11 protein-coding genes and 1 pseudogene are annotated in these 14,658 nt (G+C 74.1%); 7 read left to right on the plus strand and 5 right to left on the minus strand.

Going from position 1 to position 14,658, the window contains the following annotated elements:
* Positions 1-391 precede the first annotated feature (391 nt).
* Positions 392-1,663: a L,D-transpeptidase gene (locus K7862_RS31785; protein WP_222968375.1), complete on the plus strand. Its 1,272-nt coding sequence runs from the start codon at positions 392-394 to the stop codon at positions 1,661-1,663.
* Positions 1,664-1,853: 190 nt separating this feature from the next.
* Here K7862_RS31785 and K7862_RS31790 read toward each other — a convergent pair whose 3' ends face one another.
* From K7862_RS31790 to K7862_RS31800, 3 genes are all read right to left on the minus strand, one after another.
* Entirely contained in the window at positions 1,854-2,597 is a 744-nt protein-coding gene (locus tag K7862_RS31790) for a glucose 1-dehydrogenase (RefSeq protein WP_222968377.1), read from the minus strand.
* A 181-nt stretch (positions 2,598-2,778) separates the two neighbouring features.
* The gene (locus K7862_RS31795) at positions 2,779-3,051 is read right to left on the minus strand and encodes a GlsB/YeaQ/YmgE family stress response membrane protein (protein WP_222968379.1); all 273 of its coding nucleotides are present in this window, start codon (positions 3,049-3,051) and stop codon (positions 2,779-2,781) included.
* Between the two features lie 177 nt (positions 3,052-3,228).
* Positions 3,229-6,717, minus strand: a complete 3,489-nt coding sequence (locus tag K7862_RS31800; protein ID WP_222968380.1) for a phosphodiester glycosidase family protein — start codon at positions 6,715-6,717, stop codon at positions 3,229-3,231.
* A 290-nt stretch (positions 6,718-7,007) separates the two neighbouring features.
* On the opposite strand from K7862_RS31800, the gene K7862_RS31805 reads away from it, so the two are divergent.
* The 3 genes from K7862_RS31805 to K7862_RS31815 all read left to right on the plus strand — a co-directional run bounded on the left by K7862_RS31805 (position 7,008) and on the right by K7862_RS31815 (position 9,625).
* Entirely contained in the window at positions 7,008-7,973 is a 966-nt protein-coding gene (locus K7862_RS31805; protein ID WP_222968381.1) for a hypothetical protein, read from the plus strand.
* A gap of 85 nt (positions 7,974-8,058) precedes the next feature.
* Complete coding sequence (locus K7862_RS31810; RefSeq protein WP_222968382.1) at positions 8,059-8,787, plus strand: MBL fold metallo-hydrolase; 729 nt, start codon at positions 8,059-8,061, stop codon at positions 8,785-8,787.
* A gap of 355 nt (positions 8,788-9,142) precedes the next feature.
* The gene (locus tag K7862_RS31815; RefSeq protein ID WP_222968383.1) at positions 9,143-9,625 is read left to right on the plus strand and encodes an iron chaperone; all 483 of its coding nucleotides are present in this window, start codon (positions 9,143-9,145) and stop codon (positions 9,623-9,625) included.
* A 13-nt stretch (positions 9,626-9,638) separates the two neighbouring features.
* Here K7862_RS31815 and K7862_RS31820 read toward each other — a convergent pair whose 3' ends face one another.
* Positions 9,639-10,394, minus strand: coding sequence for a DUF4097 family beta strand repeat-containing protein (locus tag K7862_RS31820; protein WP_222968384.1), 756 nt, complete (start codon positions 10,392-10,394; stop codon positions 9,639-9,641).
* Positions 10,395-10,930: 536 nt separating this feature from the next.
* On the opposite strand from K7862_RS31820, the gene K7862_RS31825 reads away from it, so the two are divergent.
* The 3 genes and pseudogenes from K7862_RS31825 to K7862_RS31835 all read left to right on the plus strand — a co-directional run bounded on the left by K7862_RS31825 (position 10,931) and on the right by K7862_RS31835 (position 13,363).
* Positions 10,931-11,194 carry a GlsB/YeaQ/YmgE family stress response membrane protein gene (locus tag K7862_RS31825; RefSeq protein ID WP_222968385.1) on the plus strand — a complete coding sequence of 88 codons (264 nt, stop codon included), beginning with the start codon at positions 10,931-10,933 and terminating at the stop codon, positions 11,192-11,194.
* A gap of 217 nt (positions 11,195-11,411) precedes the next feature.
* Positions 11,412-12,233, plus strand: a pseudogene (locus tag K7862_RS31830) (MOSC domain-containing protein); the annotation flags it as partial.
* Positions 12,234-12,406: 173 nt separating this feature from the next.
* Positions 12,407-13,363: an MOSC domain-containing protein gene (locus K7862_RS31835; protein ID WP_308012301.1), complete on the plus strand. Its 957-nt coding sequence runs from the start codon at positions 12,407-12,409 to the stop codon at positions 13,361-13,363.
* A gap of 65 nt (positions 13,364-13,428) precedes the next feature.
* Here K7862_RS31835 and K7862_RS31840 read toward each other — a convergent pair whose 3' ends face one another.
* Positions 13,429-14,622 (minus strand): PP2C family protein-serine/threonine phosphatase, encoded by a 1,194-nt coding sequence (locus tag K7862_RS31840; protein WP_222968387.1) that lies wholly within the window; start codon positions 14,620-14,622, stop codon positions 13,429-13,431.
* Positions 14,623-14,658: the final 36 nt, after the last annotated feature.

Raw genomic sequence — 14,658 nt, forward strand, 5'->3', positions numbered from 1 at the left:
GCACCCCCGACCCCGCCCACCATGACCTGCCAGCCCACCTGACCCACACCCCCCAACACCCGCAACACCCGCGATATCCGTCCCAGTAAACCCACCTGAACCACCCGCACGGTCGGCGGCGTCCCTCGGTCCCGAGGGACGCCGCCGGCGCGTCGTAGCATGATTTCCGTGACAGCGGGCGGCGCTCGCGACCCGTCTGGTGGTCCGCGGCAGCACCGATCCGCCGTCCCTGTGAGTTCTGCAACAGGGGCCCGCGTGCGACCCGATCTCATGTGTGATGTATCAAGCTCGAAACAGGTGCAACCGGCGGCGTGGGTGAGCAGTCTCATTGCACGACATCCGGGATGGGGAGACTCGATTGATCACCGTACGGTCGGCGGATTCCGTCGCAATGAAGACTCTGGACGGCGCACTGGACACCGCCCCTGAGGGGGCCGCCTCGCGTCGCGGCCGGCGCACCGCCAAGGGGCTGCTCGCGCTAGCCCTCGGTGCGGTCCTGCTGGGGGCCACCGCCTGCGGAGGGAGCGCCGGGGCGTCCGACAAGAACCACGCCGACGGCAAGGGCGGCAGCGTCCCGGGCGGCGCGTCCGCGTCGCCCACCTCGAAGGCGTCGCTGAACATCGCACCGAAGAACGGCGCCACCGGCGTCGACACCACGGGCGCCCTCAAGGTGTCCGCGGCCCAGGGCAAGCTGACCAAGGTCACCGTGACCGGTCCCGACGGGGCCGTCGACGGCGCCATATCGGCCGACGGCACGAGCTGGACGCCCGCGGGCGTGCTGCACACCGGCACGCACTACGCGGTCTCGGCCACCGCCGTCGACGCCGACGGGCGCAGCACCGCCCAGCAGTCGACGTTCACCACCCTGACGCCCAAGTCGGTGAACTTCGGCAACTTCAACATCAACGCGGGCTCGACCTACGGCGTGGGCATGGAGGTGTCGATCCACTTCAACAAGCCGGTCGTGAACCAGGCCGAGACCCACAGGGGGATCACCGTCACCGCCAGCAACGGCGTGGACGTGGCCGGGCACTGGTTCGGCAACCAGCGGATCGACTTCCGGCCCGAGGAGTACTGGGCGCCGGGCACCAAGGTGACCCTGCACCTGCGGCTGAACGGCGTGCAGATGTCGCCGGGCGTCTACGGGCAGCAGTCGAAGGACGTGTCCTTCACCATCGGCCGCTCACAGACCTCGATCGTCGACAACCACACCAAGATCCTCAAGATCTACCGCGACGGGAAGCTGTACAAGTCGTACCCGGCGAGCCTGGGCGACCCGCAGCACACCACGTACAACGGCAAGATGGTGATCGAGGAGAAGTCCCTGGTCGTCGACATGGACTCGCAGACGGTCGGCCTCGGCAACGCGTACCACATCAAGGACGTCCCGCACGGCATGCGGCTGTCGGACTCCGGCACCTTCGCGCACGGCAACTACTGGCGGCCGCTGTCGGTGTTCGGCCACGAGAACACCAGCCACGGCTGCGTGGGTCTGCACGACGTCAAGGGCGGCGGCGACCCGAACACCCCGGCGGCCTGGTTCTACGAGCACTCGCTCATCGGTGACGTGGTCCAGGTCGTCAACTCCCCGGACAAGGTCATCGACCCGAGCAACGGCCTCAACGGCTGGAACATGAGCTGGGCGGCCTGGAAGGCCAACTGACCCCGCCCGGTGTGGGGGAAGGGCCCGCTGACCACGGCCCACCGAACGACCGACCGGACCTGTCCGACCGTACGGACCAGGTGAACCCGCGGCGGCCCCGGAGCTTCGTGCTCCGGGGCCGTCGGCGTTCCGGCGTTCCGGCGCTTCGGTCGTCGGGACGGGCGGCCGGGACGGGCGCCGGGGCGGACGTTCAGCCGAGACCGCCGGTGGCGCGGAGGTTCTGGCCGGTGAGCCACCGGCTGTCCGGCCCGGCGAGGAACGCGACGACGTCCGCGATGTCGGCGGGCAGCCCGAGCCGGCCGAGCGGCGTGATGGCGATCACCGGCCCGAAGTCCGCGCCGGGGTTGGCCTCGTGGAGCAGGTCGGTCTCGGTGGCGCCGGGCGAGACGGTGTTCACGGTGATCCCGCGGGCCCCCAGCTCCCGCGCGGCGACCCGGGTGAGCTGTTCGAGCGCGCCCTTGCTGGCCGCGTACGGCGTGATGCCGGGCGCGGGCCGCACGGTGTTGAGCGTGGAGATGTTGACGATGCGGCCGCCCTCCCGCATGGTCCGGGCGGCGTGCCGCATGGTCAGGAACGCGGACCGGGCGTTGACCGTCATCACCCGGTCGAAGAGTGCCTCGTCCGTCTCGGCGAGCGGCGAAGGGGTGAAAGCCGTCGCCGCGTTGTTGACGAGGATGTCCAGGCCGCCCAGCCGGTTCTCCGCCTCGGCCATCATCCGCTCGGCGCCGCCCGGTTCGGCGAGGTCGATCCGCAGGTTCTCGGCTTTGCCGCCCGCCTCCTCGACGCCGCGCGTCACCTCCGCGGCCGCGTCGGCGTCGCGCGCGTAGGTGAACACCACGCGGGCGCCGTCCCGGGCCAGCCGTTCGACGATGGCCCGGCCGATCCCCCGCGACCCGCCCGTCACGATCGCGGTCCTTCCCGCCAGCACGCCCATGCCGTCCTCCCCTCGCCCACCGGCTGTTTCAGCCCCTCACGGGAACCTGTGCCCAGGTTCGCGGGGAACGTGCGGTGCGTCGGGACGTGAAGGGGAGGTGGCCCGGGAGCCGGGACCGGATCGGGGCGGGGCGGGAGTGCGGCGAGGGGAACGGGACGGGCGGACGCCCGGGCGCCAGGGGTCAGCGGCGGGAGCGGGAGTCGCCGAAGAAAATGCGGTAGCCGATCAGCAGGACGAGCGCGCCGCCGATGGCCGCGATCCAAGTCTTCGGGTCGTAGAAGTGGTGGGCGACGGGCCGGTGCAGGAAGTGCGAGGAGATCCAGCCGCCGAGGAAAGCGCCGGCGATGCCGATCAGGGTCGTGCCGACCAGACCGCCGGGGTCCCGCCCCGGCAGCAGGATCTTGGCTATCGCCCCGGCCAGCAGCCCGAGGATGATCCAGCCGATGATGCCCATGAGACCGTTCCGCCTTCCGCGCCTGTGTGACCCTCCTGGTCACCAGGACGCATCTACCCCGCCCGGCAGTTCCTGATCCTCTTCCGGGCCCGGGTTGGGAGCGCGCCGCTGGGCGGTGGCCGGGACGGCGGAGGCGGCGGCCCGACCGGGACCGCCGCCTCCGCCCGGGCCGGCCGGTCAGCCGAGCGTGACGTCCGCCGACGCGGTCAGCCCGCCGGAGGCCACGGTCAGCGTCACCGTCCCCCGGCGCAGGGCCGTCAGCGTGCCCGACGTCACGTCGAACACCGCCAGGGTGTGCGAGGACCGCCGGGCCGCGCTCACCTCCGCCGCCGTGGCCGCGACGACCAGTCCCGCGCTGCCGGTCCAGGTGACGCTGGCAGGGAAGCGCAGCGGGAACCTGAGGCCGAACTCGCTGGTGATGCCGGTCGCGGCCGGCTGCGCCGACGCGCCGACCGCGTGCTGCCCGGGCGCCGACAGGTCGATCCCGTCGATCAGCGGCCGGCTCTCGGCCTGCAGCCAGTCACGGGTCTCCGGGCTGGGCTGCCCGGCACGGATCCGGGCCGGCCGCGGGTCGACCGCGACGTGCATCCAGCCGAAGAACCCGCCCTGGTCGGGGGAGCTGTAGGGGGTCTTGCCGACGGCCGGGGTGGTCACCTCCAGCACGCCGTCGGACCGGGTCACCGACGCGGTGTGGGCGTGGCCGGTGAACAGCGCGACCGGCTTGCCCGACGTCTCACGGAAGTCCGCCAGCCAGCGGTGCAGCAGCCCGGCCTCCAACTGGTCGGCGAGCTGCGACGCGCCGGCGCCCGACGGGTCCTGCAGCGGGTGGTGGAACGACACCAGCACGCCGGTCACCGAGCGGTCGCTCGCCGCCTTCGCCAACTCGGCCTGCAGCAGCGGCACCTGGTCCCAGTCGGAGGTCCGCATGTCACCGGTGTGCGAGTCCAGCAGGATGAAGCGGGTGCCCTTGTGGTCGAAGACCTGGCGGTTCGGCCGCCCGGTGACCGACAGGAACGCGTCCAGCCCGCCGGTCGCCGACAGGCCCGCCTCGTGGTTGCCGGGCGTCCAGTACACGGGCAGGCCGTCCGGCACGTGGTCGCGCAGCAGGCCGAGCGCGAGCTCGAAGTCCGCCGGGTTGTTGTTGTCGACGAAGTCGCCGTTGATCAGCAGGAACTCCGGTTCGGTCGCCACCGCCTGGGCCAGCGCGGTCGCGGCCTGCCGCCCGGAGAACGAGTCGAGCCCGGCCGCGGCGCTGACGTGCAGGTCGGAGAGGACCGCGAACGTCCACCGGCGGTCCGGCAGGCCGCCCTGCTCGACCACGTAGGGGTCCGGCATCGGCGGCAGCGAGGTGTCGGGCTGCTGGCCGACCTGCGCGGCGAGCCCGTCGAAGAGCAGCTGCCCGGCGTTCTTGTTGGTCTGCGAGGTCTCCGCGATGTAGACGCGCAGCAGCGTGACGGGCTCCGAGTAGCCGGCCGGGATGTCGCCGACGACCCGGCGCCAGCCCGTCCAGTCCACGGTGAGGGCGAAGGTGAAGGGCAGGTTGGTGGTGCCCTGCGAGTACATCATCGCGCGCAGCCAGTGGTTGTTGCCGTCGCCGTTGACCCACAGCGCGAGCCGCTTGGTGCCGGTCGGCAGGGTGATCGGGCCTGCCCCCGCCACCGCGTACGCGGCCGAGGTGCTGGGCTGCCCGGTGAAGTCGTAGGTGAGCCGCAGCGCGTGGTTGTCCGCCGTGGCGCCGGGCCGGTCCGGCGCCGCGACGAACGCCACCGACGCGCTGCCGCGCGCGGCCAGGGCGGTCCAGTTCTCGGTGGGCTCGAACTCGGCGAGGGACACGTCGATCAGGCCGACCGTGACCGGCAGCCGCGCCGTGACGCCCTGCGCGGTCGCGGTCAGGGTGGCTGCCTTGCCTCCCGCGTCCGCCGCCCCCGTGATCGTGAGGCTGCCGTCGGCGGCGGGCGCCACGGAGAGCACCGCCTTGTCGTAGTCCAGCGTCGCGTCACGCGGGGCCACAGGGGCGTCGAATCCGTCGGCGTCGAAACCGGTGAGCCGGACGCTCGCCGTCGCGCCGGGCTCGATGGTGACCGCGCGCTCGGTGAACGCCAGCCGGTGCAGGTCGCCGAGGACCCGCAGCGGGTGCTCGCCCGCCACCTCGCCGCTGTGCGCGCGCACCGCCCCCGCGCCGGGGCGCTCGGCGTGGAAGACACCGTTGTCCGTCCGGCCGAGGGACCCGGGCTCCGCCGTCCAGCGGACCGCGTGGTGGCCGTCGACCGCGACCGGCGCCCACGTCTCGTCGTAACCGGCGACCGCGAGGTCCACGGTCAGTCCTGGCACCACCCGGTCCGCCTGCGGCCGCACGTCCAGGCCGCGCAGATGGCCGGAGCCGGGACGGGCGAACAGGCCGACGCCGTCCGGGACCGGGCGCTCGCTGCCGTCCGAGGGGGTGTTGACGACGTCCGCGGCGGTGTCGCCGGGGTGCCGGGCGACGATCTCGGTGGAGCCGCCGCCGTCGAGCATGAACGCCTCGGTCGCGCCCAGGCGCACCAGCAGCTTCGCGGTGTCGTCGAAGCTCAGCCCGGCGGAGAAGTTGGCGGAGCCGTCGATCGCGACGAGCAGCAGGCGGTGCCCGCCGTCCCGCCAGGCGATGGCGGTGCGCGGCTTGGGCGCGTCGTTGCCGGTGCTCGGCGGGAAGTCGACCGCGGTGCCGTCCTTGACCAGCACCGCGCCGCTGCCCAGGGCCGTCTTCAGCGCGACGGGGGCGTCGGAGTGCGGCGCGAACGCCACGCCGACCGCGTCGCCCGGCTTGGCGGCGGCGAGTTGGGCAGCCGCGGCGCCGCGGCCGAGGACGATCAGGCCGCCGGCGGGCACCGGCGTGTTCGTGAGGGCGCCGCCCACCGAGGCCACGGTGCCGCCGGACACGACGAGTTCGGTGTACGGGCCGGCGTCCTGGATCAGGGTGCGGTTGCCCCCGCCCCACTCGGGCGTGTACACCGCGATGCCGTCGGCCGGCACCGAGGGCGAGTTGAGGGCGGCCATCGGCCGCTGGGTGCCGGCGACCGTGACAGTGCCGGTGAGCACCAGGTCGGCCAGCCGCGCCACCCGGTCGGCGCCGATCGCGGCCACGGTCGTCGGTGTCGTGGTGCCCTTGCGGAGCTGCCCGTTCTTGATCTCCGGGCCCTCGGCGGCGTACGTCTCGGTGATGTCGAAGTAGTCGCCGTTGACGGCCGCGACAGCGCCCTGCGCGGCCGCGGCCTGCGCCAGCGGCCGGGCGTCGCTGACCGTGCCGGCGACCAGGTCCACATCGACGGAGGCGTTCCCGAGGTCGGCGTTGAGGACGTGGACGCGGGTCCAGCCGGTGCGGCCGAAGGTGTCGAACGACGTGAGGACGATGCCGGGGGCCACGGGGACGTCGACGCGGCCGGCCTCGACGGACTCCCCGGGGACGGTCAGCTGGTAGTCCGGGACGGGGAAGCCGGGGAAACCGGATCTCCCGGCGGCGGTGCCGGCCTGGGCGGGGTCCTGCGGTCCTTGCGGTTCCTGCCCGGGGGCAGCCGCGACCGCGATGCCTCCGTTGGCCGCGAGGCCGGCGGCGACGGCTCCGACGAGGAGGCCGCGGCGGGATATGCCCGGCTGGGTGGGGGTGTCTGGGTGAGTGCTGCTGCTTTCCATGGGCGGCAACGTATTGCTCGGGGCCTTCTTGTCGGGGGGAGTTGGGGAACGTCCGGGTGAACGCGGCACCCTGCCCCTCTCGGGACCGCGCCTTCCCCCGGCCCCCTACCGCCCGCCCGGCCTGGGCCACCCCGGAAGCGGTGCGGGTGAAGGGCCAGGTGCGGCCCTTTACGGACAGGGCGTACGGATTACGGCCAACCACCCACCACCCCCTTCACATCCGCCTCACCCATGCCTTGTCATGAGCATGAATTACCCCGCACCCCACTCCCAGAGAGGACCGCATCAGCGTGATACGTCCCCGATCCACCGCGGCCGTCTTCGCCGCCACCGCCGCCCTGGTCCTGGGCACCTCGTTGGGCGCCGCCGCCGCGACTCCCCGGCAGGCGGCGGCCGTCGGCGTCTGCAGCTCCACGGCCGTGTCCGGCCAGACCGTCAAGGGCGCCCTGCCGCAGGCCGAGGTCCAGCGGCAACTGTCCTCGCTCACCGCACAGCACCGCGCGCAGTACGGGATCGCGGCCAAGGGTCCGCTCGGCAAGGGCTCGGGCGCGGAGACCGGCGCCGGACAGACCAGCCCCTCCGCCGTCCGCCCGCTGGTGAGCATCCACCCCGCGCAGGGCACCGCCTTCAAGGCCCTGTCCGGGGCCGACGGCTCGTGCGCGACGCAGTCGGTGTCCACGCAGCTCACCGTGCGCGACAGCTACACCACCATCTACACCCCGACGATGTACCCGCCGGGCGGCTCCTGCGTCGAACTGGTCACCGTGTACACGAACTCCACGCGATCGGTGTCCGCGTGGGACTGGTGCAAGAGCGTCAACTTCGCGGCCTCGGTCACGATCAACAGCTCGTTCCTGAGCACGTACACCAACGGCTCGGGCGCCTACACGGGACGGGTGATCAGGACGTCCACGGCGTCCAACACCTGGGCCGCGGCGCTGTACAACTACACCACGGGACGCTGGGACACCCTGTTCACGCAGTCCGGCACCAACCAGTCCGGCCGCACGGACGGTTGGGACATCGAGGAGCTCTACTCGACCGTCCAGTCGTCCGGCAGGGCGTACTCCTGCGACGACATGGCCGGCGTCACCTTCGAGTCCAGCGGGATCTCCGTGCGCAACAACGGGACGTGGTCGACCGCGACCTCGGCCAACGCGGACACCCACTACGACCAGCCGAACAGCGCGTTCTACTGCCCGACGCGCAGCTACCAGATGATCAGCACCTACGACCACTGGAAGGACGTCGGCTGATCCGTCTCCCGGTTCATCCGGTCCCGCGGCCCGCCCCCCACTCGCCGGCCGCGGGGCCGCCGCGGAGGCGTGGAAGTATGCGCGTATGCGGCAGTTGGGAGTGCTGGGGTCCTGCGGTGGATGGGTCGAGGCCGGGCGGGCGGCCGCCGGGTTCGTGCTGGAGGCCGACGGGTTCCGGGTCGTGCTGGACCTGGGGTACGCGACGGTGCCGCGCCTGCTGGAGCGGTGCGCGGCCCGCGAGGTCGACGCGGTCGTCATCACCCACGCCCACCCGGACCACTGCGCGGACCTCAGCGTGCTGTCCCGGGCGCTGCTGTTCGGTGAACGCCCCGATGTCCGGGTCCCGTTGTACTGCCCTCCCGGCGTGCTCGACCGGGTCCAGGCGATGGAGCCCACCGAGGACCTGCGCGAGGTCTTCGACCCGCACCCGCTGCCGGGCACGTACGAGGTCGGCCCCTTCCGGCTGGACGCGCTGCCACTGCCGCACCATGTGCCGCACGCCGGCGTCCGGTTGACCGCACCGGACCTGACCGTCGCCTACAGCGGCGACGCCGGCCCCGACCCGGCTCTTGGCGAACTCGCCCATGATGCGGACCTGTTGATCGCCGGAACCACGCTGCTCGGCGCGGAGGACGACCCGTTGCTGCTCAGTGCCGCCCAGGCCGGCGTCTGGGCGGCCCGCGCGGGCGCGCGGCGGCTGCTGCTCGGCCACTTCTGGCCCGGCGCCGACCGGGCGCGCCACCCCGCGGAGGCGGCCGCCGCGTACCCGGGGGAGATCCTGGTCGCGGACGAGGGCATGACCGTGCGGCTGTGACGCGCGTGCCACGTACGTCAACGCCCCGGAACGCGGGCGCCCTTGCCGGACCGGACCGGGCCACGGCCCCGACCCCGCAAGGACGGTTCGGCCGCCCGCGGGCGACGGCGGGGAGGCCTGCGCCCCCGTGGAGGCGAGGCCGAGCCCGAGGACGACGGTCGCGGCGAGCGTCGACGCGCGGGCGAGGATCTTGGTGCGCACGTCGCTCACAACTCCTTCCCGGCAGGGGGAAGCGCCTGGTGAACGGGCAGGGCGGCGGACGGGCGGCGGACGGTCAGTTTCGGAGAAGCGGCGGCCGAGGCGCCGTTCCTAGCATGGGCAGCACCCACCCCGCCGGTACGAGAGGAACCCCGCCATGAAGGGCACCCAGGCCACGAGCACCGCACGCGCCGAGGAGACGGTCGACGCCGGTTACGAGGGCTTCACCGAGGAGGAGCGCGGCGCCATGAAGGACCGCGCCAAGGAACTGAAGGCCGCCACGCGCCGCGGCCCCCGCGCCAAGGCGGACGCCGAGGGCGAGGTGCTGGCGAAGATCGCCGAGATGCCGGAGGCGGACCGCGCCCTGGCCGAACGGGTGCACGCCCTGGTCAAGGCCCACGCCCCGGAGCTCGCGCCCAAGACCTGGTACGGCATGCCCGCCTACGCCAGGGACGGCAAGGTCGTCTGCTTCTTCCAGAGCGCCCACAAATTCAAGTCCCGCTACGCCATGCTCGGCTTCAGCGACCAGGCCCGCCTCGACGAGGGCACGATGTGGCCGACGTACTTCGCCCTGCTGCCCGAACTGTCCGACGCCGACGACGCCCGGATCGCCGCGCTCATCCGGCAGGCGGCCGGCTGAGGCGGTTCGGCCCTCAGGCGTTCTGGACGGACAGCGAGCCGGACGTGACGGTGAGGGCCACCCGGTGCCCCGCCGTCGGATCGCGCGGCACCTGCACCTGCACGCTCGCGGACGCCGCCGCCGTCGTCACCGCGTAACCGCCGTCGATCTGCGGCAGCCGCACGGCCACGGAGGCCGACGACGCGTGCAGGTCGAGATCGGCGGGCGCCGCGCCGAAGCCGAGGTCCGCGCTGCCCGACACCACCCGCACCTCGGCGTGCGGGGAGCGCAGGTCCCGGGTGGTGAGCTGGAGGGACGAGGCGTCGAGGCTGAGGTCCCCACCGAGCCCGTCGAGCACGGTCTCCCCGGACGTCTGCCGCATCCGCAGGCCGGTGTGCCCGGGCACGGTCAGCACGAGGTCGCCCGCGCACGCTTCCTGGTGGCCGTCGTCGTCCTCGCAGCGCACGGTGAGCGTGTGGCCGTCGCCCGACGCCGGGTCGTCGCCCGTGGTGCCGTGGAGTACGGCGGAGTGGCCGTCGGAGCGGTGGAAACTGCCGGTGACCGTGTGCGCGTGCGGATCGGCCGTCACCTGGATGCGGCCCGACACACCGTCGAGCACGACCGTGTCGGCGTCGGCGGCCCGGAAGGGGGACGTGCCGTCGACCCGCAGGCCGGGCATGCCGCCCACGGCGCCGTCGTCACCGCCGTGGGCGTGGTGGCCGGTGGCGTTGCCCGTGACCACCACGGCCAGCACCACACCGAGCGCGACGATCAGGACACCGGCCAGCACCGCAGGCCGCGCCGTCGCCTTTCCCGGCCCGCGGCCCCGGGCATCTCCCCGCGCAGCTCCCCTGGCCGTCGCCCCGCCGGCCGCCGCCGCACCGGCCGGACCCGAGTCCGGACCCCAGCCGGGACGGCCGGCTGAGCCCCTGCGCGTGGCGTCACCCGGACCCGCGTCCGGACCCGCGTCCGGACCCGCGCCCGGGTCCTGACCGCCGGACGGTTCCGCGCCGCGGTCCTGACCGCCGGACAGTCCCGCGCCTGACCCCGCATCCGCTCCCGCACCCGGCCCGGCTTCACCGTTCGCCCTCGGCGGCACGCCTTCTTCTGCGTCCATGCCGGGCGTTTTCCCCTGCCGCCCACCGGCACTCCTGGCCGCGACGGCCCGCGCGGTCCGGCAACCGCGGTCCGGCAGCCGCGTTCCGGCAACGGATTCGCGGCAGGGGAAATCCGCCGGACATGCGGTGCGTGACTCGGGGCAACCGACCCGATGAGCGCCCGAGTTGCCGGGCCGCCGCAGAGACCCGACGAAGGAAGAGGGCCAAGATGACTATTCTCTGGGCGATCATCGCAGGTCTGATCATCGGCCTGCTCGCCAAGCTGGTGCTGCCGGGACGGCAGCCGATCCCCCTGTGGGCCACGATCCTGATCGGCATCGTCGGAGGCCTGGTGGGCAACGCCCTCGCCGGAGCCTTCGGCGTCGCGCACACCAGCGGTGTCGACTGGACCCGCCACGCGCTCCAGGTGGGCGCCGCGGCGCTGCTCATCGCGATCGTCACGCCGTTCTGGGCGGGCCGGCGCAGAGTCTGACCCCCCATACCGGCCGACGCGGGCCTGGCGGAATCCCTTTGACGGGCCGCCAGGCCCGCGTAGTACGTTCCCCGGCGGACGCCGTGCGCCGTCCTGCCTACGGAAGGGGAACCGACGTGTCCCAGCAGACCTGGACGGCGGGGGGCGGGCACGCCGACGCCGTGCCCGCCGTGACGGACCGCGCCCCGGGCCCCGCCGCCGCGGTCCGGGTCTGACCATGGCCCGCGTGGTCGAGCTGGTCACCTACCCGGTCAAAGGATGCGCCGGGATGCCGGTGCGCGATACCGCCGTGACGTCGGCCGGGCTCGCGCACGACCGCGGCTTCATGGTCGTCGACGAGGACGGCCGCTACCGGACGCAGCGCCGGAACCCGCTCCTGGCCACGATCCGGCCCGTCGTGGGCGACGACGGCCGGCTGCTCACCCTCGACGCGCCCGGTGCCGGGACGCTGGCGGTGCCCGTCGACACCGAGGGCGTCCGCCGCCCGGTGGTCCTGTTCGGCGCCGCCTACCGGGGCATCGACCAGGGCGACACGGTCGCCGCCTGGCTGTCCGGCGTGCTGCGCGCACCCAGCCGTCTCGTCCGCGTGCCGCCCGAGCACGATCGGGTCACCGACGGCAGGACGCCCGGCACCTCCGGCTACGCCGACAGTTGCGCCCTGCACCTGCTGTCCCGCGCGAGCCTGGAACTGCTCGACCGGAAGCTGGCCGAGCGCGGCGCCGCACCGCTCCCGGTGGGCCGCTTCCGTCCGAACGTCCTGGTCGACGGCTGGGACGAGCCGCACACCGAGGACCGCGCGCACCTCCTCACCTTCGGCACGGCCGAACTCGCCTACGCCAAGCTCGCCATCCGCTGCGCCGTCACCATGGTCCGCCAGGAGACCGGCGAGCGGGCCGGCCCGGAACCGCTGCGGACCCTCGCGAGCTACCGGCGGGCGGCCGAGGGCGGTGTCGCGTTCGGGACCAAGCTGGCGGTGCAGCGGCCTGGGCGGGTCGCGGTCGGCGACGAGGTGACGGTCACGGTGTGGGGGCGCTCGGAGCTGGGGGTGCGTCCCGGCCGCGGCCCGGGAGGGGCGCCGGGTTCCAGTCGTGACACCCGCACCGACGTCACCGACACGGCCACCGACACGGCCACCGACACGGGCGCCGCCACCGGTCCCGGGCCGGCCCCGGGCGCACGGACGGCCGACGGCCCGGGAAGGACGCTGACGCCGTGACCCGCACGATGCCGACGGTGACGGAGATCCATCGCTATCCGGTGAAGTCCATGCTCGGGGAGGACCTGGCGTCGGTGCGGGTCACCGCGAACGGGCTGGCCGGCGACCGGACGCACGCCGTGCTCGACGCCACGGGTGCGGTGGGCAGCGCCAAGCACCCCCGCAAGTGGGGGGCGCTGCTGCGCTGCCGGAGCCGGCTGACCGCCGCGGGCATCCCCGAGGTCGAACTGCCCGACGGCAGCCGCTTCCCGGCGGGGGATCCGGGGCTCGACGACCGCCTGACCGGACTGCTGGGCCGCGAGGTGGCGGTCGCGGGGGTGGGTGACGAGGCCGGTGACGAGGCCGGTGCTGGGATCCGTGCTGGGTTCCGTGCCGGGGTCGTGCGCGGGGAGCCCGGGCGGCTTGAGCGCGTCGTGCCCGAGTACGAGGGCGGTGTGCCGGACAAGGTGCGGGCGACGGCCTCTCGCGATGCGGGCGGCGACCTGGTCACCCTGAGCTCGGTCGCCCCCGGCACCTTCTTCGACTTCGGGCGGGTCCACCTCGTGACCGGCTCCGCGCTGGCCCATCTGCGTACGGTCCATCCCGCCGGGGACTTCGACGCCCGCCGCTTCCGGCCGAACCTGGTGGTCGGCGGCGGCGAGGGGACCGGCACCGGCGAGGGGCCCGCGTTCCCCGAGGACGACTGGGCGGGCGCGGTGCTGCGCGTGGGCGAGGCGCTGTTCCGCGTCACGCTCCCGACGCCCCGGTGCGTCGTGCCCACGCTGGCCCACGGCGCGCTCCCGCCGGACCCGGGCATCATGCGGGCGGTCGCCCGCACCCACCGGGTCCCGGTCCTCGACCTGGGCCGGCTGGCGTGCTTCGGGGTCTACCTGGACGTTCTCGAACCGGGCACGGTGCGGGTCGGCGACCCGGTCGGCGTCGAGGGCGGGGCGGGCCGGGCGGGCCGGGCGTAGGGGCTTCCCGGGCGCCCGGGCGGGGTCGTGCGGCAACGCGGCGCCGGCGTGGCGGCCGGCCTCGTTCAGCCTCGCTCGTTCGGCAGTGCGGTGGCCGGCGCGGGGCGCGGGGCCGGGGGGGCCGCCCGGTGGGGCGCGGGGATGCTCGGGTCCGGGGATTCGTCGCGGCGCAGGGCCACCACGGCCATGTCGTCGTCGAGGCCCGCCACGGCGTGCCGCCGCAGGTCCGCGGTCACGGTGTCGACGAGCCGGGCCGGGCCGAGGTCGCCCCAGCCGGCGGCCCGTTCCAGCAGCGGGTAGAAGACGCCCCGCCCGTCGCGGGCCTCGGTGACCCCGTCGGTGTACAGCAGCAGCCGGTCGCCGGGCGCGAAGGCGAAGGTGGACGCGGCGTAGCCGCCCTCGGCGAGCATGCCGAGGCCCAGCGGCGGTGCGGGGTCCGGGGTGTCCAGCGAGGTGACGGCGCCGTCGTGGAAGCGCAGCGGCGGCAGGTGTCCGCAGCTCACCACGTGGACGTACGGCTCGTCGTCCGGGATCTCGACGATCGCCGCAGTGACGAACCGCTCGCGCACGTCGGCGCCCGGGCCGTCACCACCGGGTTCGTTCAGGCCCCAGCAGACGCTGCCCTCCAGCGAGGCGACCAGTTCGGGCAGCGGCATCGGGCGGTGGGCCGTGGCGCGGAAGGCGCCGAGGACGATCTCGGTGTCGCCGATCGAGCCCAGGCCCTTGCCGCGGACGTCGCCGATGAGCAGGCGGGTGGCGCCCTTGGTGCGCGCCACCGCGTAGAGGTCGCCGCCCACGGGGGTGTCGACGTCGGCCGCGCGGTAGGCGGAGGCGATGGAGACCGGGCCGGCCCGGGGCGGCAGCGGCCTGAGCACCGCCTCCGAGACGTGGCGCAGACCGGCCAGCTCGTGGCCGCGTCTCTCCAGCAGGCGGCTGACCAGCAGAAGCAGCACCGACAGCAGGGTGAGGGAGCCGAGTTCCACCAGCACGCTCTCGGAGCTGAGGGACATGCGTTCCACGGCCGCGACGACCAGGGCGAGGATGGCGATCCCCGCGATCGTCGCGGTGCGGCGCGGGCCGAAGAACACGGCGGTCAGGGCGACGGGGAGGACCAGGGCGTGGGCGATGTGGACGCTCGGGGGGAGGAAGACGTCCGCGATCGGGACGAGGGCGATGAAGACGGCGGCGGCCGCCATCCACCCCCTGCTGAGACTGCCCGTCGGGTTCCACGACGGCTTCTGTCCGCGCCGGGCGTGCATGGGCCCTCCTCGCGGCGCCTGGTGCAGGCCGACCGC

Source organism: Actinacidiphila acidipaludis (assembly GCF_019890725.1).
In the GTDB taxonomy this organism is placed as follows: domain Bacteria; phylum Actinomycetota; class Actinomycetes; order Streptomycetales; family Streptomycetaceae; genus Actinacidiphila; species Actinacidiphila acidipaludis.

Bases quoted from the DNA above. Each gene is read 5' to 3' on its own strand.
- K7862_RS31785 (WP_222968375.1), top strand. From the start codon at position 392: ATGAAGACTCTGGACGGCGCACTGGACACCGCCCCTGAGGGGGCCGCC.
- K7862_RS31790 (WP_222968377.1), bottom strand. From the start codon at position 2,597: ATGGGCGTGCTGGCGGGAAGGACCGCGATCGTGACGGGCGGGTCGCGG.
- K7862_RS31795 (WP_222968379.1), bottom strand. From the start codon at position 3,051: ATGGGCATCATCGGCTGGATCATCCTCGGGCTGCTGGCCGGGGCGATA.
- K7862_RS31800 (WP_222968380.1), bottom strand. From the start codon at position 6,717: ATGGAAAGCAGCAGCACTCACCCAGACACCCCCACCCAGCCGGGCATA.
- K7862_RS31810 (WP_222968382.1), top strand. From the start codon at position 8,059: ATGCGGCAGTTGGGAGTGCTGGGGTCCTGCGGTGGATGGGTCGAGGCC.
- K7862_RS31815 (WP_222968383.1), top strand. From the start codon at position 9,143: ATGAAGGGCACCCAGGCCACGAGCACCGCACGCGCCGAGGAGACGGTC.
- K7862_RS31825 (WP_222968385.1), top strand. From the start codon at position 10,931: ATGACTATTCTCTGGGCGATCATCGCAGGTCTGATCATCGGCCTGCTC.
- K7862_RS31840 (WP_222968387.1), bottom strand. From the start codon at position 14,622: ATGCACGCCCGGCGCGGACAGAAGCCGTCGTGGAACCCGACGGGCAGT.